Here is a 21,735-nt window from a genome sequence, read left to right as displayed (position 1 = left end):
ATTTCTAACATTTTATTGTTTTTAAAATCAATAATTTACTCTTTGGATTAATCATTAAAATACCATTATTAACTAATAAAAGGTCATTATACTCTTAAATAGGTCAATATTCTTAGTTACATACCAGATATTTGATAAATATAATATCTTTAATAGCTACTTTGTATTACTATTACTTAGGTGTAAATAAAATAAAGCCTCTAAATCTTCTTTAGATACTTCATTCTTTATTTTACTAATAATTATTTTAACCTAAAAAGGACTTAATTGTTCTTAATATTCTAAAATTAAGAGAGGATAATATGCCAAGAATAATAGTTGACCCCAAAAAGCCTTTTGATATTAGTCTAAGAAACTTTAAAAGAGCTTGCGAAAAAGCTGGTATTAAACAAGAACTTAGGGAAAGAAAAACTTTTATAAAGCCAACAGAGAAAAGAAAAATTGCTAAAAGGGCTGCTATCAGCAGAGCTAAAAAAACATTAAGAAAATCTTATTCTTATTAATTTTTTTTATTTTTGGATTTTTTAATAAGTGGGAATCCAAAGGTAATTATTGATTTGGTTGTATAATTATTAAGAATATTTATAACCTTGTATCATCAACTCATCTTCTAGAAGGAGTCATGAAACCTAAAATCACTTCTACAATCGTAGCATGAACTCCAGAAGTATCAAACAAACCCATATTATACATCCGATGATTTAGATTATGAATACAGCTCAAGTCATCAAATGAATTATTATTAATACTTCTATCGCTAGTATAATACCAACCAATATAAATGATGACTATAAAAAAGAGTTGCTACAAGTACTGAACATACATCATCGATAATTGCTAAAGAAATAAGAAAAATATGTAAGTTGTTATTAATTCTTGAACCTAATATTCCCAAAACTCCAACCATGAAAGCTATATCTGTCACCATTACAGTACCCAAGAGGATATTTCTGAACTACCTCGCAGTAGAGTAACAGAAGAAACTACTGATATTTCAATAGTTACAGAATATCTAAGATACTAAAGACTGTTGATTTAATCTAAAGGCAGATGCTAATCTTTCAACTTGAAATCACTCGCTATATTTATTCAGAAAAAGTGTTAGTTGGGATTTAAACACAGAATGGTTAGTAAGTATTGAATTATTTATTAGTAAAGTAAACTACTTGAATCTAAATTTTGGTACAATATTATCCATATTATTTTTTAAATAAAATTCTATGAAAAACTACCTAATACAAATTGAATATTTTGGTAAAAACTACTATGGTTGGCAAAGGCAGTCTCATTCACCAAGTATTCAATCAGAACTTGAAAAAGCACTGTCAAAAATAGCCAATCAAATCATAGAAGTCAATTGTGCAGGGCGTACAGATACAGGTGTGCATGCTACTTCACAGATAGTTAATTTTCATTCAGATGCAGATAGACCATTAAGTGCGTGGCAGCGTGGCGCAAATGCTTTGCTACCTCAAGATATTAAAATATTAGCAGTCAAAGAGGTTAATAATGATTTTAACTCAAGATTTACTGCTTTAAATAGAACATATAATTATCTTATCTATAATTCACCAATTAGCTCACCAATTTTTGCTGAGCATTGTTTATGGGAGAATAGAGAGCTTGATATAGACAAAATGAATCAAGCTTGTAAGTACTTATTAGGTGAGCAAGATTTTAGTTCTTTTAGGTCATCACAATGTCAGTCAAATACACCATTTAGAAATATCCAAAAAGCCGAGTTTATCAAGCAGGGTAGTTTTATTGTTTTTGAAGTTATTGGTAATGCTTTTTTACATCACATGATTAGAAACTTTATAGGCTCATTATTAAAAGTAGGTTTGGGTTTTAAATCTCCTGATTGGATTAAATCTGTATTAGAAGCCAGAGATAGAATACAAGCAGCAGAGACAGTTAAAGCACATGGTTTGTATTTTGTCGGTGTTCAATATCCAGAGTTTAGTTTCAAACACCAAATAATTAATTTGTTTTGTTAGATTTAATCTGATAATAATTACTAAATAGATATAAATTATTATAAATAAAAGGATAGTGATGAAAAACTATCTACAATGGCTGTAGTGTTTATTTCCACTGGGGGAATGATTGGTAGTGGTTGGCTATTTTCGCCATATTATGGTTTCCAAACAGCAGGTCAAGGAGTAATAATTTCTTGGTTTATTACAGCTTTGCTGACATTGCTTATAGCATTATGTTTTGCTGAAGTAGCCTCAATGCTACCTATAATTTCTGGAGCAATGAGATTTTTAAGTATTACTCATTCGCGTACATTAGGCTTTTTATTTGTTGCCTTAGGATGGATAGTTATCTTGTTTATTTACCATTAGAGGCGCAATCTGTAGTGCAGTATTTAGGCTTTTGGTTCCCAAATTTAGTTGTTTCAGATTCAACAGGAGTTTTTTATCGTATTATGGAGTTTTTGTCGCATTTTTAATCATGCTAAGTTTGACATACCTAAATACTTATCAGCTAAAAAATATTGCAAAGATAAATTCAATTGTGAGTATTTGGAAGATATTTTTGCCTATAGCTATTACCGTAGGGATGTTAGCATTCTATGGATCTTTTAAGAATTATCATGCTAATACCGCTCATATAAGTGTAAATTTCGAGCATATTTTATTAGCTGTGACAGGTTCGGGCTTAGCTTTTGCATTTTCAGGATTCCAAAATGGTCTAATAGTTGCAAACTCTGCTAAGAATCCTAAACTAGCAATCCCACTATCTTTGATAGCTCCAGTTGTTGTCGACTTAACAATGTATATATCTTTATCGTTGTTGTTTATGTTTTGTGTTCCTGAATCAGTCAATGGTTTCAATGCTGGAGTAGCTCCACTTTTAGGTTTACTAAGTTTATTTAGCTTGCATATTATCTATACTATACTCTTTATCGATGCAATCGTAGCACCTCTTGGTACAGGTAACGTTTATACAGCTGTTACTGGTAGGGTTTTGCAGGCATTTGGCTTAGAGTTTTTCAAAAAATCAGTTCTAACAAGATTAAATAAAAAATCGTGTGCCAATCTATTGTATTTGGATTAACTTTTTTGTTGGTTTAGTTTTTTTGTTTCAATTTCCAACTTGGACATCTTTGGTAAATTTCTTATCATCTTTAGTTTTATTTAGCTGTTTATCAGGTCCTGTAGTGCTGATTATATTGAGAGATAAGTTTTCACATATTTAGAGAAAGTTTAAGCTTCCTTATTACCAGCTATTTGGTTATTTAGGTTTTATATCTTGTTCATATTTTATGTATTGGTCAGGAACTTTTAATTTATTATGTTTAGTAATCCTAGTAGCCCTTGCATGTTTACTATATTGGTTTGTTTTTATGCGCAAACATTTTATTCAAGTGCTTAAACAAACATGGTTTGTTTGTGCTTATATTATATGTTTGTGGGCTATTTCATATATCCATGAATTAAACTTAGTAACTTTTCCTTATGATAATTTATTAATTACAATTGGGAAGTGTGTTATTTTTCTCAAAATATTTATTATTACCCAAGCTTCTACTAAAGATATTAAAGAAAATATTAAAGATGTTCTCTTAGAAGTAGAAAATCTTAAAAATACTTAATATTATTTTTATCATTAAAAGCTAATTACAATCAACTTCATTTAGGTTAAAATACCCCTTTAAGAAAATCTTTATTTTTATAAAAATGACAGATATACATAATCATAAGATTTTGATTTTAGATTTTGGTTCACAGTATACCCAGCTTATTGCTCGTAGAGTAAGAGAAGTAGGTGTTTTTTGTGAAATTTTTCCTTATAATGTAACAGCTGATTTTATTAAAGATTATCAAGCAAAAGGCATAATTCTATCAGGTGGTCCTGAGTCAGTTTATGATTCTGATGTCAAAGCTCCTGAGATAGTTTTTGCGCTTGGAGTTCCTGTTTTAGGTATTTGCTACGGAATGCAAACAATGGTAATGCAGCATGGTGGTGCAGTAAAAAGAGCTGATCAAAGTGAGTTTGGTAGGGCAATTATAAATATCCTAAATTCAACAAATAACATATTTTCAAATATGAAGCATGAACAGCTAGTTTGGATGAGTCATAGTGATAAAGTCACTCAAACTGGTGAGCACTTTGAGATAATTGCATCTTCGACAAATGCTCCAGTAGCAGCAGTTGCACATAAGACTAAGTCTTTTTTCGGTGTACAGTTTCACCCAGAGACAACTCATACAGAGAATGGTAAGCAAATTATTGAGAACTTTATCGTTAATATCTGTGGTTGTGATATTCTGTGGAATATCGAAAACATTATCGAAAATGATATAAAAGAAATTAAGCAAAAAGTTGGTAGTGATAAAGTAATTTTAGGCCTATCTGGTGGTGTTGACTCTTCTGTAGTGGCAGCAATATTACATGAAGCTATCGGAGATCAGTTAACTTGTATATTTGTAGATACTGGTTTACTACGCCTTAATGAAGGTGATCAGGTTATGCAAGTATTTGCAAAGCGTATGGATATTAATGTTATTCGTATAAATGCAAAAAATAGATTCTTAGATGCTCTAAGAGGTATCTGTGATCCAGAACAAAAGCGTAAAATTATAGGTAAGCTGTTTGTTGATATTTTTGATGAAGAGGCAGCTAAGATAGAGAATGCTAAATGGCTTGCCCAAGGTACTATCTACAGTGATGTAATTGAATCAGCTGGTAATAACCAATCTAAAGCACATGTGATTAAATCTCATCATAATGTTGGTGGCTTACCAAAAGAGATGAAACTTAAACTTTTAGAGCCATTAAGAGAACTTTTTAAAGATGAAGTTCGTAAATTAGGTTTAGGTTTAGGATTACCTTATAATATGCTTTATAGACACCCATTTCCTGGTCCTGGTTTAGGTGTGCGTATATTGGGTGAAATCAAGAAAGAGTATGTAAAAACGTTACAAAAGGCTGATGCTATATTTACAGAAGAGCTTTATAAACATAATTTATACCACTATATTTCACAAGCTTTTGGAGTATTTTTTCCTGTTAAATCGGTAGGTGTAGTTGGCGATCAGCGTAGATATGAGTATGTAGTAGCTCTAAGAGCTGTAGTAAGTATTGATTTTATGACGGCAACATGGGCTAACCTGCCTTATGATTTTCTATCACTAGTTTCAAATAGAATTGTAAATGAAGTAAAACAAGTATCAAGAGTTGTATATGATGTGACAGGAAAGCCACCTGGAACAATTGAATGGGAATAACGCATTTCTATGCTATAACATAAATGTTTAATTATAAAAGTATTTTATATACCTTTGAGTTAGATGAAGATTTTAAGCTATGTCAAAATATACTATTTTAGATAAAATAAATGCCCCATCTGATCTTAAGCTAATTCCTGAGAGTCAGCTCAAAATTTTATCATCAGAGCTAAGAGCTTTCTTAGTAGATACTTTAGATGTAAGTGGCGGGCATTTTGCAAGTAGTCTTGGTGCTACAGAGTTAACTGTTGCTTTACATTATGTTTATAATGCTCCATATGATAATATCGTATGGGATGTAGGGCATCAGACATATATTCATAAAATTCTCACTGGTAGAAAAGATAAACTTATCACGATTAAAAAAGATGGTGGAATTTCAGGCTTTCCTAAACGTAGTGAGAGTGAATATGACACATTTGGAGTTGGGCATTCAAGTACCTCTATAAGTGCCGCTTTAGGTATGGCTATAGGTGACAGATTACAAGGTAAATTCTCTAATACCGTAGCAATAATCGGTGATGGTGCTATAACTGGTGGTATGGCTTTTGAAGCTTTAAACCATGCTGGCGGTATCAAGGAAGATATTCTTGTTATCCTTAATGATAATGAGATGTCGATTTCTGATAATGTTGGTGGACTTTCGGCACATTTCAGTAAAATTATTTCTGGTGGTTTTTATAATTCTATACGTGAAAAAGGTAAGGAAGTATTAAAAAATATTCCGCCAATATTTGAGTTTGTCAAAAAGATTGAAACTCAAACCAAAGGTATGTTTGTACCAGCAAATTTCTTTGAAGATTTAGGTTTTTATTATGTTGGTCCTATCGATGGTCATGATGTTACAGAATTGGTCAAAACTTTAAGAATACTAAAAGATCACAAGGGTCCAAAACTTTTACATGTGATTACTAAAAAAGGTAAAGGCTATACAAAAGCTGAATCGGACCCGATTAAATTTCATCATGTTGCGCCAAGTTTTCATAGCGGTGAGAATATAACTACCAAAGTTTCTAAACCAACTTATTCAAATATTTTTGGTAATTGGATTTGTCAGAAAGCTGTCAAAGATAAGCGTTTAGTTGGAATAACACCAGCAATGAAAGAGGGCTCTGATTTAATTAAATTTTCACAACAATATCCGCATAGATATTTTGATGTGGCAATCGCTGAGCAGCATGCTGTTACATTTGCTGGTGGCTTGGCTTGTCAAGGGCTAAAACCAGTCGTAGCAATATACTCAACATTCCTACAGCGAGCTTATGATCAGGTAATACATGATATAGCTCTACAAAATTTAGATGTACTATATGCGATTGATAGAGCAGGTCTAGTTGGTGCTGATGGTGCGACTCATGATGGTAGCTTTGATTTATCATTTATGCGCTGTATCCCTAATCATGTAATTATGACACCAAGTGATGAGAACGAAGCTTATCATATGCTGGAGCTTGGTTATGAATATAATGGTCCAGCTGTGGTGCGTTATCCGCGTGGTGCTGGTATTGGTGCTGAAATTACTGATAAATTAGACCTACAAATAGGTAAAGCGAAAATGATAAAACAAGGTTCAAAAATAGCAATTTTAAATTTTGGAACATTATTACCTATAGCCAAACAACTAGCTGAGAAATATCATGCTACAGTTATAGATATGCGTTTTGTCAAACCACTTGATGAAACTATGCTTAATAAAGTATCTCAAACTCACGAGATAATATTAACTTTAGAAGAAAATTGTATTGCTGGTGGGGCAGGCTCTGCTGTTAATGAATATTTTGTAGCCAAAGATCTTAGCAAAAAAATAACTGTTAGAAATTTTGGTCTTCAAGATAAATTTCTCAATCATGGCACAAAAGATTTATTATTAGCTCAAAGTAATCTTTGTGTTGAAAAGATATCTCAAGAGTTAGATAAACTATTAAAATAGTTTATAAAAGCTTAATTATTTGCTTAAGCTATTCAAAACTAAGATTATATCAATAATTATGTTTTAAGAATTTTGATAATATTAATAGTTAATGCTAAATAAACCTCAAAGCGAAACTATTGTAGCTTTTGGTTATAGTTTTACAGCACCAGGATATGGGATGTGGAAAAAAAGACAACTATCCATCATAGCTTGCTGAAATGCTCAATCAGCCAGTTATAAATATGGGTACATCTGGTGAAACCACTCGACAAGTGTTACAATAATTAATAAAGTAACTAAAAATACTAAGATAGTTCTTATTACCCTTGGTGGGAATGATCTTAAAAAGAAAATTCTTGCAGGTAAAGCTTTTGATAATTTAAAACAGATAACCATATATTCCAAGCAATGGCTGGGGTATTTATTCCGTATTATAAAAATGATTATGCTCTAACTCAAAAATAATAAAGGTACTATTATATATCTTTGTTTAAGTTTGAAATCCCTTCTTTTTGGTAAACATGATATACATCTAGGCTAAGCTTTCTTCTAATATAAGGTAAAGAAAAATAGCCACGAATATATTTTTTATCATTTTTATCTTCATCATAAACTATGATATGGTTATATTCCGAATTAATTAGCGTATTTAATATATGACCTATTTTTGAATTTTCAATAATTGAGTATGAAACGACATTAGCCATAGCTATTGGTAACATAATATCATTTGCTGTCAGATCTGTAGGTTTGACGCCAGAACTTCTAGCTCTTTCCTGTAATCTTTGACTTTCTATATAATGTAAAGCTATGCTTCCAATGACTTTATCTTCTCCATCAGTTACAAGAATAAAATCTTTATGATTATCTATCAATTTGGTTTTTATGTCTTTTAAATTTACATCTGCTTTAACGACTAGAGCATCATGTTCTTTAAAGTCACGAAACACCTCTAAAGCTGGACTATCTAAATATAAAAGATGATTAATGTCATCTCTTAGGTAACTGACCGATTTAGCATCTGTAAAGTGAGAAAGTTCTATCTTTTTAAAGTCTTTTAAATCCACAGTAATTATCTCCACGTAATATCGAGTTGATAATTAGATTTTAGACAAAATATTTATCTTTTTCAAAGCTTATCATATATTATTTGTTAGATGATGAGATTTAGTTTATAAACTATGGCAAATTATTTAGTTACAGGCGGTTCAAATGGTATAGGTAAGGCAGTTATCGAACTACTTTTACAAGATGAAATTAATAGTGTTATTAATATAGATATACAAGAAAGTTTTATTACTAAAAACCTAAGATTTATCAGAGTTGATTTGACTAAACAACAAGATATTTCTAAAGCTTTAGATCTTATTAAAGATGTTAGCTTTGACGGGATTTTCTTAAATGCGGCGATTTTGATAAAAGGTTCTATCTTTGATATAGATATTAAAAGTATCAAAAAGGTATTAGATTTGAATGTCTGGTCAAGTATTTATCTTATCAAAGGTTTAGAAAATAATCTCAAAACAGGTGCCTCAATAGTATTTAACGGCTCTGATCAATGCTTTATTGCCAAACCAAATAGTTTTGCATATACCTTAAGTAAGGGGGCTATTGCACAAATGACTAAATCATTGGCTTTAGATTTAGCCAAATATCAGATTAGAGTTAATACAGTTTGTCCTGGTACTGTTGATACAGATTTGTATCGAAATTTGATACAAAAATATGCAAATAATGTTGGAATATCCTTTGATGAAGCGCAAAAGCAGGAAGAAAAAGAATTTCCTTTAAATAGAATTGCGCAGCCTCAAGAAATTGCTGAATTAGTAATTTTTTTACTTAGTGATAAAAGTAAGTTTATGACTGGTGGTTTAATTCCTATAGATGGTGGTTATACAGCACAATAGTATTGTCAATATAGAAGATAAAAATGTTATAATTCCTACTAAATTTTGTTTTAAAACTAAAGTATGATCGAAACAGATAGAATAATCTCAGCTAATACAGCTCAAACTAATGATGAAAATATTATAGATAGAGCTATCAGACCAAAGACTTTGGCAGAATATGAGGGACAACCAGCTGTACGTGAACAAATGGAAATTTTTATTCAAGCAGCAAAAGCACGTAATGATGCTCTTGATCACACACTTATATTTGGACCTCCTGGTTTAGGTAAAACAACTTTATCAAATATCATTGCTAATGAAATGGGTGTTGAACTCAAACAAACAAGTGGCCCTGTTCTAGAAAAAGCAGGTGATTTAGCAGCACTTTTGACTAATCTTGAAGAGAATGATATCTTATTTATTGATGAAATTCATCGTTTAAGTCCAGTTGTAGAAGAGATTCTATATCCTGCTATGGAGGATTATCAGCTTGATATAATGATAGGTGAAGGCCCAGCTGCGAGATCTATAAAAATTGATTTACCGCCATTTACACTCGTTGGAGCAACTACAAGAGCAGGGCTTTTAACTTCACCATTACGCGATAGATTTGGAATTATTCAGCGCCTAGAGTTTTATTCGATAGAAGATCTGTCGAAAATTGTTTATCGTTCAGCAAAGTTGTTAGATTTAGATATCACTGCTGATGGTGCGATGGAGATTGCAAAACGCTCAAGAGGAACACCGCGAATTGCTAATAGGATTTTACGCAGAGTAAGAGATTATGCTCAAGTTAAAGGTTCTGGAGTAATATGCTTTGAAATTGCTGATAAAGCTTTGACTATGCTTAAAGTCGATCCAGTTGGCTTTGATCATATGGATCATAGATATTTACTTACTTTAATGGAAAAATTTGCAGGAGGACCTGTAGGTTTAGATACAATGGCAGCAGCTCTAAGTGAGGAAAAGGGTACTATTGAAGATGTTATTGAACCTTATTTAATACAGCAAGGATATATTATGCGTACAGCTAGAGGGCGCATAGCTACTTTATTAGCATATAATCATTTTAAACTAAAAATTCCTGATAATTTAAGTGCAGATCAGCAACAAACTTTATCAATATAAATATTTTTGTAGATTATAACAAACAAGATTTAAACAGCTTAGGATTAGCAAGAACTAGAGAACTTATCAAGATTATTATATTTAATCACACCTTTTATTCTATTTTGATATTCTTGACTATCTAATGAAGAAGTACTCTCCTAGAGTATCTATTAGTTGATCTGTGTCATTCTAATCAGTACCATTTAATTTTCGCACACTCCTAAATTTAGTAAACTTACCTATAGTATTTAATTTAAAATAATATCCTAAAACACTATTGCCCAACATCTTTAAAAGTTTCAATTTTGAATATCAGAATCTTTGGTTTTACACCACAGTTTTCTTCAAAACTGTGTAAGCCGAAATAATTATTATAGTCAACAGCAAATCTTAAAATTCCCTATCCTGTTTCGAGGATGGCCTGTGCAATTACAAGACTCTTAGGGGCTATATTAACTTTAAGTACTAGCTCATCTATTTGTTGTTGTATAGTTTTATCTCCCCCAAACTTTATAAAAATTAGTATATTTTTTTATTTTAGCTTGTTGTTAGTTATCTAGGTCCTGTTTATTATTAAGCAGTTTTTGAATGTTTAAAATCATTTCTCTTTCTTCACATATTTCCTTATTAGCTTCATCTATCTCTTTTGGCATAAAGTCTATAAAGATTTTCTTTTTTTCATTAACATTTTTTATATTTTTAAAATCAGGGCTGGTATTATCTGTTATGATTATAGGTGTGGCTTCTAGATGATATTTATTTGAAGTCGCAAAGCATATATTTGCAAAGAATAAACCTAATATAATATTATTTTTTCATAAACTATGATATCTCTCTTGATTGACAATCAAAATATTTACAAAAGCTTTAAGAGTATTACTGAAGGCAAGTATACATAGAAGGAAAGATTTTATATTTATATGAGAGTACCATCTAGTCTTAAATTATTTTATTTAATATTATCTTTAGCTTCTGCATTATGTATACAGCTATAATAACCCCGCCACCAAACATAAATTCACATAGATTATTGGTATTTATATGAAAGGATATGTACCGACCATTTGAGATATTATAGCTACTTATAACTGATTGTAATGAAGAAATAATTAATCCAACTATAGTCCAACTTAGTCTTTTATATAATGAAATAACTTTTTATGATAATATTTCCAGTTTCGTATATAAATCGAAATTTTTAATTAACAAAGCTACAATATATAGAAAAAAAGCAATAGGTATCATATTTGTGAGTAGTATAATACTAATTTTGTAACTAGAGTACTACTTTTTCTGAAAATTTTCGGTTATAAGATAAATAATTGTATTACCCATTAGTAATTGTAAATTCTCCACATAAATAGAGTTAGATGTAGATGATAACCTCATAAGACATAAAAGCCATTTATATATATTTAGTCATTCTTTGTAATTTTTTCATTTTTTATTACTCCTAAGTTTAATATTGTTTAATTAATTTTTATTTATTATAACCATTTAGCTTTCATAATTTTTCATTTTTCAATATAGACAAGTTTTGTTCAGTCCAATAGCCTTACCTAAATCTTTAGATTTCACTTGTTTATCAACCATGATTTTAGCTAAATCAATTCTTATAGCATTAAATTCTCCTAAATCGTTAAATCATTTTCTTCAGCAATTTCTTTAGCTTTTTCTTACTATTGTAATAGTTATAATAATTCCTCCACATAGTAGAGCACTATTTAATTAGTATCAATAGAGATATTTATGAAGCGCTCACCAACAGGATTGTGATAACTCAACGTTACTAATATTAAAGGTTCAAAAATAATTTGAGCAATAAAATAATATATTAATCCCCAACCTAATCTTCTATATATGTAGAACAACTCTAAAAGAAAATACCTTCAGTCTCTCGTAACAAGCAAAAAGTTTAATTAGTAATAATACTATATATAGTATGATTGAGATAGGTATTAAACTCACTAAAAATCCTATAATTCTAGTATCTAGAGAAAGTGGGTGAGAAATTTGATCAATATAGTACTGAGCAGTATCTGTAATAGATGGTATATAGTTTTTTGAGCTAAGGCCCAAAAAGTAGGCACACATATAATATAAACTCCTATAATAAATATAGTTTATAATAGTGATTAAACTTATTTTACTTAGATAATGAAATTTATCACAATACTAACCAATTAGAGGATCAAAAATAGCATCTAGAGCTCTAAGTATAAATAAGACTACGCTCAAAATAGCTAAATTTATATCATAATTGGTATGGTAATCTTCAGGAAGAAAAATATATATCAGGATACTTGTAAATGCTACTGAAAAAGCTATAAATGCATAGTTAAAAATATCTAGTTTTTAATGCTCATAGTTAAAATAAGTTATTATATTTTTTTAGAAATAGTATTATTATTTCTAAGTTTAGATTAAAAATTTTTAAGCTTTGTATTTTGCTTCTAAAATTTCTTTAGGAGGTAGCTCTCAGGTAGTTTTGAATATAAATCAGCTTTTTAAAAGGCTTTTTTAATAAGGGCAAAATAATAACCAATCTTTAATATGATGATAAAGATTAGCTAGAGTTTCTTTTTTAGTATAAAAGTCTTGCCATTTTTTTATTATTGGTGACTATTAAAATGTGGTCAACAGCGTTTATCGGAATTCGTTATCTAATGCTAAATGGATTTAGTGCTGGAGGACCTAGGTCTAGGTATAGTGTTGCTAGTATAGTAATGCTAATAATATTTATTAAACAAAAGCCCAAAACTATACCTAGACCAAATGATTTACTGAGATTTGCAATTTTAGGTTTTGGTATAGTTATACTATGCACTCTGATAATTTTATTTTCTAAAGGTAATACTGCATTTGAATTTATTGGAATTTGTTTGGTTTATGGGGCTTGTTTTTCTGGTGCTATATATTCGTTTTTCAAAAAAGTTTATTTGTCAAGTTTCATCCAATTGAGTCAATAGCTTATTATATCTGGTTTGGTACAGCTATGCTGATGATTTATTCTAACTAAGCTCCCGTAGAATTAGTAAAAGCAGATCTATCAAGCATACTAGTCGTGGTATATATAGGTGTATTTCCTGATGCATTAATTTATTTTATGTTGGGGAGTATGCTTTTTAGGCATTTACCGACAACTATTGCGATTAGTTCTTTATATTTTATGCCTATTATGTCTTTGTTACTTGGTTGGCTTTTATTTTAAGTATAAACTGAAGAATATTCTGCGCTAATTGATGGAATAATAAGTGTAATTGGTATCTTTGTAATTAGTAAATATGGCTTAAACAAAAAAACTAACTAAAACCTTCAAAGTTTGTTACTCGCAATATTTTAATAAAAATCTTTTTTGTCTATAATATCTCTCAAGTTTTGAAATAAAGGATAAATATGCAAATAGTCGAGCAAATGAGAGATAAAGCTCTTAAGGAGCTAAATCTTGTCAAAGATAAAAAATCTTTAGATGATATTCGAGTTAAATATCTTGGCAAAAAGGGGGAATTAACTGGGATGATGAAGCTAATAGCGATATTACCTAATGATGAGAAACCAAAACTAGGACAAGCGGTAAATATTGCAAAACAAGCTTTACAAGAAGTAATCAATCTAAAACTAGCTAATTTTGAAGAACAAGAGTTAAACGAAAAACTAGCTCAAGAAAAGATTGATGTGACATTAAGTGGTGTAGGGCAAAATCAAGGCTCACTTCATCCTGTGACAAAAGCTTTAAATAGAATAGAAGCATTTTTTAAACAAAATGGCTTTGCAATTGAATTTGGTCCTGAGATTGAAAGTGACTATTATAATTTTGAAACTTTAAATATTCCCTTTCATCATCCAGCTCGCGCTATGCATGATACTTTTTATATTGATGAGACTCATGTTTTGAGAACGCACACATCTGGAGTACAAATTAGAACAATGGAAAAACAGCAGCTACCAATTAGAATAATTGCGCCAGGTAGAGTTTATCGTTGTGATTCAGATATTACCCACACGCCAATGTTTCATCAAGTAGAAGGTTTGCTTGTAGATAAAAATGTTTCTTTTGCTGATTTGAAAGGTCTGCTACATGTGTTTCTAAATTCATTCTTTGAAAAGGATCTAAAAGTACGCTTTAGACCATCATATTTCCCATTTACTGAGCCATCAGCAGAGGCTGACATCGAATGTGTAATATGTGATAGTAGGGGTTGTAGAGTATGTAAACATACTGGTTGGCTAGAAGTTTTAGGTTGTGGTATGGTACATCCAAAAGTCTTAAAAGCAGGTAATATTGATCCACAACAATATCAAGGTTTTGCATTTGGTATGGGAGTAGAAAGATTATCTATGCTTAGATATGGTATTGGTGATCTAAGAATGTTCTTTGAAAATGATTTGAGATTTTTAAAACAGTTTTAATATTATTTGAGGTTTATAAATGAAATTTTCACATAACTGGTTAAATGAATATCTAAGTGATACTCAAACTAGCCAAGATTTAGCATATACCTTAACTTTGGCAGGCCTAGAAGTTAATACAATTGAACCGGTTGTTGCAGAAAAAGTTCGTGGTGTAGTGGTTGGACAAATTAAAACTATCTCAAAGCATCCTGATGCAGATAAATTAAATGTTTGTAGTGTTGATGCTGGTGAAGATGAGTTGCTAACAATAGTTTGTGGTGCTAGCAATATTTATGAAGGTATGAAAGCTCCTGTTGCAAAAATCGGAGCAATATTACCAGGTAATTTTAAAATTAAAAAATCTAAACTGCGTGGTCAAGAATCTCTTGGAATGCTATGTTCGGAAGACGAGCTTGGAGTAGCTAACAAAGCTGATAGTTTGATGGATTTACCAGCAGATGCTCCAGTAGGTATAGATATTAATAAATATTTAAACTTAGATGATAATATTATAGAAGTTGATCTAACACCAAATAGAGCAGATTGTCTCAGTGTATATGGCATCGCTCGTGAAGTATCAGCGCTAACAAAAACTGAGCTTAGAGATTTAGAAATAATAGAACCTAAAGTAGTGATAGATGATACTAAACAAGTCAATATAATTGCTACAGATGGATGTAAGTCATACTATGGCTGTATCATCAAAAATGTTAATAATAAAGTCCAAACACCTTTATGGATGGTTGAAAAACTAAGAAGAAGTGGTATCGGTAGCATATGTTTTTTTGTTGATGTAACAAATTATGTAATGCTACTTACTGGTCAACCAATGCATGCTTTTGACCTTGATAAACTAGAGGGTAGTATTAATATCCGTTATGCAAAAGATAATGAAGAGCTAACACTACTAAATCAAACACAGGTTAAATTAGGCTCTGATACTTTAGTAATAGCAGATGATAAAAAAGCTCTAACAATAGCTGGTGTTATGGGTGGTTTAGAGTCATCAATAACTGCTGATACTAATAATATTTTCTTAGAAAGTGCGTTTTTTGTTCCTGAAAAGATTGCTGGTAAAGCACGTAAATATAATCTTCACACTGATTCTTCTCATCGTTTTGAGCGAGGAGTTAATCCACAGTTAGCTAAAAAGGCTATAAAAATAGCTATTCAACTAATAACACAAATAGCAGCTGGTGATGTTGCACCAATTCATGGAGCTGAGGATTTAGAGAGCTTAAACAAACAAATCAAAATAAACCTTTCTATTAAGAAACTAAATCATGTATTAGGCACAGATTTTAGTTTGAAGTATGTTACTGAAATACTACAAGCATTACATATGGATGTTGCAGTGACTTTTGATAGTAATTATATAGAAGTATCACCACCATCATATCGCTTTGATATTGAGATACCAGAAGATTTAATCGAAGAGGTAGCACGTATTTATGGTTATTCAAAGCTTCCAGAAACTATGCCTAAATATCTCGCGGCTAAAACTGATATCTCTGAAACATTCCAGTCTTTAGCTACAATAAATGTGCGTTTAATAGATAGAGGCTATCATGAGACTATTAACTATAGTTTCATAGATCCAAAATACGACGAGTTTTTTTTTGCTGATAGAGGTATTGCAATTCAAAATCCTATTTCACAAGATTTATCTATAATGAGACAATCTTTGATACCTGGTTTGATTAGTACTTTTAAAGCAAATGTATCGCACCAGCAAAATCGAATTAGAATATTTGAGAAGGGGGCTTGTTTAAAACTACAAGATAACCAAAGGATTCAATTTGATAGAATTGCAGGTTTAGTTTATGGCGAGCTTTTAAATATTAACTGGTCTAATTCTAAAAAAGTAGACTTTTTTGATGTTAAAGCAGATGTTGAAGCATTATGTGATGATGTTACAAACCTAAGCTTTGAAATTTGTGATGATATCAATTGGCTTCATCCAGGTCAATCTGCTTATATCTTAACTAATGGTAATAGGATTGGGGTGATTGGAGTGATTCATCCACGTGTACTAAAAACTTTCCAAATTAAGGCTAAAGCACCAATAGTTTTTGAATTGGATTTAGTTATTTTAACAAAAAAACAAATACCAAGTTTTGAGAAAATATCTAAATATCCATCAGTAACAAGAGACATCTCATTTTTGATTGATAAGTTTGTCTTTGCTGGAGATATTATCAAAGCTATAAAAGATTTAGATATAAATATCTTAAAAGATGTCAGTATCTTCGATGTTTATGAAAACCAGCATGATCAAAGAAAGAATATAGCATTAAGCATGCTTTTCCAAGATAACTTACAAACTTTAGATGATAAGGTTATTGTTGAAAGTACAGATAAAGTCCTAGAAGCACTGAAATCTAAATTTAATATTAAGCAAAGAGCTTAAATATAATCAAAAAAACTTTTTTGAGATAAATTTGGTTAAATTAACTAATATTTATTTAGTTTTCTAGACATTTATTACATAAACCTTTTAATTCAAGGTTCCAACTATTAATCTGATAGGTGTAAGTCTTTGAAATTATTTAAAGATATCTAGATTACAAAAATGTGACTCATCAACAAAACCACAGTTCTGGCAAATAAATACTTCAAAACCTTTACATTTTTATGGTTTTCCTTACATTTAACCATAGCACTCTTGATTTTCTATCTTATGTATAAAACCATGTTTTAGCCAAAAATCTATAGCTTTATATACAGTTGAGGGATTTATTTGTTTCTTTACTGAAATAATTTCTAAAATATCATAGGCACTTAGGGGATTATCTTGATTAAAAATAGCTTCAAGTACTTTCTCAAGGTTTAATAAATCTGTATTTATTTTTTTCACAAAATTCTTTGGCAGTTTGTATATTTTTGTATATATTTTATTAATTAACAGAAGTCAAACTTTAATTTTAATTTGCTTAGCACAGATTATAACCTATTCTTTATCTTTTAATAAACTGTTATATTGTAACACTTTTTGTTTTTGTATATTATGTGCTCTCATAATAAATAATTTGATGATATGTAGTTCATAAATTATGAAAAATTACCTGTTAATGTTTTATCGGGATTTTTAGGTTCTGATAAGACTACTTTGTTAAGTAACATTCTCAATAATAGCAACGGTTTAAAGATCGTAATGATTGTTAATGCTATGTGAGCTAAATCAATATTGATGCACAATTAATAAAAAATCATGACTCACATATTTATAGAACCGAAGTAAAAATGGTTAAACTTAGTAATGTTTGTATTTGCTTTACTTTGTGGGAGTATTTACTAACTGAGGTTGAGCAGTTAGTAAAAACACAAAAATATGACTATTTAAATTATTGAAAGTACTGGTATATCTGAATCATTACCTATAGCTACAACTTTTGAGTTTAGAGACGAGAATGGCAAAATCCTAGCGGATATTGCATATATTGATACAATGGTTACTGTGTAGTTGATAGTGTTAATTTTATGAAACATTATAGCTCATCTGAATACTTAAAAGATACAAGCGAAAGTCTTGGAGAAGAGGATGATAAGGTAATAGTTGATCTTATGGTAGAGCAAATCGAGTTTGCTAAAAGTAATTATTCTAAATAAAGTTAATGAATGCCCTGAGAATGATAGAAAAACTATTAATGCTATAATCAAAGGCTTAAATGTTGATGCTGAAATTATAGAAACTAATTTCTCATAAGTCTATCTAAATAAAGTTGTAAATACTAAAAAATTCAATCTAGAAACAGCCAAAATCATCCTTTATGGAGTAAAGAATTATATAGCTTTAAAGAGCATGTACCAGAAACAGAGGAATATGACATTAGGTCATTTGTATATCTTTCTATAAAGACATTTCATCCCGAGAAACTAATAAATTTTTTTGATAATGTTGACTTGGCCAGGAGTTGTTAGAACAAAAGGTTTTTTTGGATTGCAATAAGGCCTGACTATATTGGTGAAATGTCGCAAACAGGTGCTTTGATAAGACATCAGGAGAGCAATGGCCAAACACTCTTAATTTTGAACAGATGGTTAAAGATAGGTGGCATCAAACTAGTGGTGATAGGAGTTGGTTTTCATATAGTAACTTGCCAGATCCATTCCCTAATTGGTTTAAAAAACAGTTAAAAATGAGTAGTTTTGACATAATTGTTTTATTAGCAATTTTATTTGTCACCCTATATCTAGTGTATATCCATTTGTAAAAAAGCAGCAAATCCATTTGGTTTTAACTTCCCACTTATAGATGATGCCTGAGCCAATGGAATATTCTTAGGTACTGGGTTAGTTAATACATATGCTTGGTGATTCTGCTAGTGACTTTACTGATCTAAAAGTAAATTATCCTTTTGCATTTTTGATAGGCTAGTGTAACTATTATTACTTTTCTTGCTGTTAAAACATGTTGGAGGAGCTTTATCTAAAACTAACAAAGACAAATTTATCATTTATAGCTATAATGGCGACTATAATGTTATCAAATACATAGTTTCTTTGAGATAGCTGGGTATATCAGAGCAGGTAAGTGTAAGCATTTATGATATTTTAGCAAAAATAGCACATAAGTAGACAGCAAGTTTTGCTCTAGCAATAAATATTAGTAAAGCAAATCTGAATTTTATATCTAGTAGAATAATGCTTTTTACAATATTTGTAATAATGACTCCACTAGGAATAATATTTGGACAAGCAACACAAAATTATGTCTCCAATCCTTTTGTTGAGCCAACATTTACAGCTATAGCTGCTGGAACATTTATCTATATGGTTCATTACATGGGTTAGATAGGTCTGTACTTATCAAAGACTATTGTAATACCAAACAATATAAGTTTGTAAGTATATAAGGTTTTGCTATAATGGCAATGGTAGTAGTGGCTATTTGGACTTAATTAACCATTATAATATTGATTATTTTTTAAATTCTTACAGTAATTGATTGTTCCATGCTCTAATATTCCTGATTTGATTCCATTGTAGCAACTTTGAGTAGGAGCAGCTGTTACGGTTAGCAAACTACAAGTTACTTGGATCATCGTAGTTATTTGGTTATATTACTTTGAAATAATTGATTCGGAAATTTGACTTTGAGACCACTGTGAAAACCATACCAATCTGCCATTTGATCACACCGATAGATATTAACCAGTAAACATTTCTTTGTTCAGATAATGCTTGTCTAAATGAATTTTTGTAAGCAATTTTTTAGTTTGGCTGTATAGCACAAAGACTGTTGTTAATTAATCCAGATAAAAATACGTATTTATTGATCTGTTCATCTGTAAGGTTTAGATTATCTTTTAACCATTTCGCTGTAGAGTAGTGCTGCAGCATTACATATCTAGCAGTTATAAAATAGCAGTCAACTCCATCTTTGAAACATTGGGTTTTAACAAAATAAGTCATATAAGTCATATAAGGAGTTGGTTTGGTACCTCTGTTATTATAATCATGATTAAAAGATGTGTTAGTTTATCGATATCAAGCATTATAGCAGCAGATTTAAAAACATCAGAATTTTTTGAAATGTTTGCAAGCACATTTCTTTAAATTTTCGGGTAATTTGAATGTTATCACCATATTGTTCATCAAAAGTAGCTTCAAGCTGTGTAACTTTTATTATAAAGCTCTAAAGGATTAACACCACTTTGATTGTTTTTGTCAGAATATCAGTAATTATCTTAGTACATAAACCTTTACTATTTAGTGATTTTGCTCTACATTAAAGGAGTAAGTATTTTAAGTATACTTTCTGCAATCAGACTACCATGACTTGTGCTCATATGTTGGGTACTTTGAGTTGAGTCCTCTAGGATTTTATCTGTCCATTGATACATTTTTGCAACATCATTTTTGCTATACAAAAATGTAGCAATTTCATAATTTAAAAATAAGCTACGAATATCTAAATTTACTGAGCCTATCATTGCTATATTATTGTCGATTAATACTGCTTTTGCATGTATCATGTTTTTAGTGAAATGAATATCAATATTAGCTTCTAAAAAATCTCTTATATAACTCGCTCTAGCTCTATCAACTAACTTATGATTGGAGTTTTTGGGTGTGATAATTTTTACCTCAATACCTTTTTTCTTAGCGAGAACTATTGAATGATATAATTCTGTTGAAGGTATTAGATATGGAGTTATAATCCATAATTTTTGTTTAGCTGAATTAATTGCAGTGATTAACCCAGAATACAGTTGATCTTCTTTTAGATCTGGTCCAGAAGGAATTACTTGCACAAAACCTTCTTGTGTTATGGTATTCTCCATATTAAATTCAATTTCTTGATTTGTCGCAAAGTGCCAATCAGAACAAAAAATCTTTAAAAAATATATTAACGATTCCCCTTGAATTTTAAATAATAAGTCATCCCACATTCCTTCATGTTCGATAGGTGACATATATTCATCACCAATATTCATACCGCCGCTAAATACCGTATGATTATCAAAAATATATATTTTCCTATGGTTCCTATAATTAATATAATTACGCAAAGGATTAGATATCACTGGCATAAAAAATACTACTTCAACACCTAAATCACGTAATTTTTTGAATATTTTTCTATTATGACGATATACATAAAAGGAACCTAGAGAGTCAATCATCATCTTAATTTCAACACCTTCAGCAGCTTTTTTTTCTAAAGCATTTATTACTAGCTTAGAGGTAGTATCATTTTTAAATACATATGTTTGGATATAAATATTTTGTTTTGCAGACTCAATAGCTTGTATAAAAGCTTGAAATGATTTAACACCATCACAATACATTTCAAAGTAGTTTTTACTTGTAAGAGTATTTAACTCCATATTAGTAAAAACATTGATAATTTCATTAGGTAGATTTTTACAAATTTCACTTTTCTCTAAGCAGAATGACTCTAGTGGTGGTTGACTAATATTCATAGCTTCTTTTTGCCAAAAGCTACGCTTATCTTTACGCTGAAAGACAAAGAAAAATGGAATGGCAATGTATGGGATAAATAATATTGCTAAAATCCATGCAAGAATATTTGATGCAGATCTTTTATCAACAATTAGTTTTAATACGATAAAAATAGTAAAAATCTGACAAACAAATAAAATCGTATTAGCTTCTAATATATATATTAAACTTAATAAAAATTTTTCCATTACTAGTAAAATAGAAGATCTTTTAAAAAAATTTTATC

12 protein-coding genes and 8 pseudogenes are annotated in these 21,735 nt (G+C 30.2%); 13 read left to right on the top strand and 7 right to left on the bottom strand.

Going from position 1 to position 21,735, the window contains the following annotated elements:
* Positions 1-302 precede the first annotated feature (302 nt).
* The gene (gene rpsU / locus C9379_RS01765) at positions 303-503 is read left to right on the top strand and encodes a 30S ribosomal protein S21 (protein WP_143384995.1); all 201 of its coding nucleotides are present in this window, start codon (positions 303-305) and stop codon (positions 501-503) included.
* A 254-nt stretch (positions 504-757) separates the two neighbouring features.
* On the opposite strand, the gene C9379_RS01760 is transcribed toward rpsU, so the two are convergent.
* Positions 758-928 (bottom strand): Na+/H+ antiporter NhaA, encoded by a 171-nt coding sequence (locus C9379_RS01760; protein ID WP_143384996.1) that lies wholly within the window; start codon positions 926-928, stop codon positions 758-760.
* 292 nt (positions 929-1,220) lie between these two features.
* On the opposite strand from C9379_RS01760, the gene truA reads away from it, so the two are divergent.
* From truA to C9379_RS01735, 5 genes and pseudogenes are all read left to right on the top strand, one after another.
* The gene (gene truA, locus C9379_RS01755; RefSeq protein ID WP_143384997.1) at positions 1,221-1,997 is read left to right on the top strand and encodes a tRNA pseudouridine(38-40) synthase TruA; all 777 of its coding nucleotides are present in this window, start codon (positions 1,221-1,223) and stop codon (positions 1,995-1,997) included.
* A 75-nt stretch (positions 1,998-2,072) separates the two neighbouring features.
* Positions 2,073-3,601, top strand: a pseudogene (locus tag C9379_RS01750) (APC family permease).
* A gap of 85 nt (positions 3,602-3,686) precedes the next feature.
* Complete coding sequence (gene guaA, locus C9379_RS01745) at positions 3,687-5,237, top strand: glutamine-hydrolyzing GMP synthase (RefSeq protein WP_143384998.1); 1,551 nt, start codon at positions 3,687-3,689, stop codon at positions 5,235-5,237.
* A gap of 79 nt (positions 5,238-5,316) precedes the next feature.
* Positions 5,317-7,167, top strand: a complete 1,851-nt coding sequence (gene dxs / locus C9379_RS01740; protein WP_143384999.1) for a 1-deoxy-D-xylulose-5-phosphate synthase — start codon at positions 5,317-5,319, stop codon at positions 7,165-7,167.
* Between the two features lie 100 nt (positions 7,168-7,267).
* Positions 7,268-7,599: pseudogene (locus C9379_RS01735) on the top strand (GDSL-type esterase/lipase family protein); the annotation flags it as partial.
* A 26-nt stretch (positions 7,600-7,625) separates the two neighbouring features.
* Here the strand turns inward: C9379_RS01735 and C9379_RS01730 are convergent.
* Positions 7,626-8,216 (bottom strand): CBS domain-containing protein, encoded by a 591-nt coding sequence (locus tag C9379_RS01730; protein WP_143385000.1) that lies wholly within the window; start codon positions 8,214-8,216, stop codon positions 7,626-7,628.
* Between the two features lie 114 nt (positions 8,217-8,330).
* Between C9379_RS01730 and C9379_RS01725 the strand changes: the two genes are divergently transcribed.
* Positions 8,331-9,056, top strand: a complete 726-nt coding sequence (locus tag C9379_RS01725; RefSeq protein WP_143385001.1) for an SDR family NAD(P)-dependent oxidoreductase — start codon at positions 8,331-8,333, stop codon at positions 9,054-9,056.
* A 63-nt stretch (positions 9,057-9,119) separates the two neighbouring features.
* Positions 9,120-10,166 carry a Holliday junction branch migration DNA helicase RuvB gene (ruvB, locus tag C9379_RS01720; RefSeq protein WP_143385002.1) on the top strand — a complete coding sequence of 349 codons (1,047 nt, stop codon included), beginning with the start codon at positions 9,120-9,122 and terminating at the stop codon, positions 10,164-10,166.
* 1,492 nt (positions 10,167-11,658) lie between these two features.
* Here the strand turns inward: ruvB and C9379_RS01715 are convergent.
* Both C9379_RS01715 and C9379_RS08675 read right to left on the bottom strand, forming a co-directional pair.
* Positions 11,659-11,741: pseudogene (locus C9379_RS01715) on the bottom strand (helix-turn-helix domain-containing protein); the annotation flags it as partial.
* A 404-nt stretch (positions 11,742-12,145) separates the two neighbouring features.
* A pseudogene (locus C9379_RS08675) lies at positions 12,146-12,386 on the bottom strand (MFS transporter); the annotation flags it as partial.
* A 392-nt stretch (positions 12,387-12,778) separates the two neighbouring features.
* Between C9379_RS08675 and C9379_RS01705 the strand changes: the two are divergent.
* The 3 genes from C9379_RS01705 to pheT all read left to right on the top strand — a co-directional run bounded on the left by C9379_RS01705 (position 12,779) and on the right by pheT (position 16,950).
* A complete protein-coding gene (locus tag C9379_RS01705) occupies positions 12,779-13,117 on the top strand; it encodes a hypothetical protein (protein WP_318263360.1) in 339 nt (112 codons plus the stop codon).
* 427 nt (positions 13,118-13,544) lie between these two features.
* Positions 13,545-14,558 (top strand): phenylalanine--tRNA ligase subunit alpha, encoded by a 1,014-nt coding sequence (gene pheS, locus C9379_RS01700; RefSeq protein ID WP_143385003.1) that lies wholly within the window; start codon positions 13,545-13,547, stop codon positions 14,556-14,558.
* A 19-nt stretch (positions 14,559-14,577) separates the two neighbouring features.
* Positions 14,578-16,950, top strand: a complete 2,373-nt coding sequence (pheT, locus tag C9379_RS01695; RefSeq protein ID WP_143385004.1) for a phenylalanine--tRNA ligase subunit beta — start codon at positions 14,578-14,580, stop codon at positions 16,948-16,950.
* A gap of 55 nt (positions 16,951-17,005) precedes the next feature.
* Here the strand turns inward: pheT and C9379_RS01690 are convergent.
* Positions 17,006-17,431: pseudogene (locus C9379_RS01690) on the bottom strand (Fur family transcriptional regulator).
* Positions 17,432-17,586: 155 nt separating this feature from the next.
* Here C9379_RS01690 and C9379_RS01685 point away from each other — a divergent pair.
* Positions 17,587-18,616: pseudogene (locus C9379_RS01685) on the top strand (GTP-binding protein); the annotation flags it as partial.
* 63 nt (positions 18,617-18,679) lie between these two features.
* A pseudogene (locus C9379_RS08670) lies at positions 18,680-19,396 on the top strand (ZIP family metal transporter).
* Positions 19,397-19,441: 45 nt separating this feature from the next.
* Here C9379_RS08670 and C9379_RS01675 read toward each other — a convergent pair.
* Positions 19,442-20,215, bottom strand: a pseudogene (locus C9379_RS01675) (HAD family hydrolase); the annotation flags it as partial.
* 51 nt (positions 20,216-20,266) lie between these two features.
* Positions 20,267-21,697: a cardiolipin synthase gene (cls, locus tag C9379_RS01670; RefSeq protein WP_143385005.1), complete on the bottom strand. Its 1,431-nt coding sequence runs from the start codon at positions 21,695-21,697 to the stop codon at positions 20,267-20,269.
* Between the last annotated feature and the right edge of the window lie 38 nt (positions 21,698-21,735).

Source organism: Francisella-like endosymbiont (genome assembly GCF_003069505.1).
Taxonomy (GTDB): domain Bacteria; phylum Pseudomonadota; class Gammaproteobacteria; order Francisellales; family Francisellaceae; genus Francisella.
This window is presented reverse-complemented; position numbering and strand designations above follow the sequence as displayed.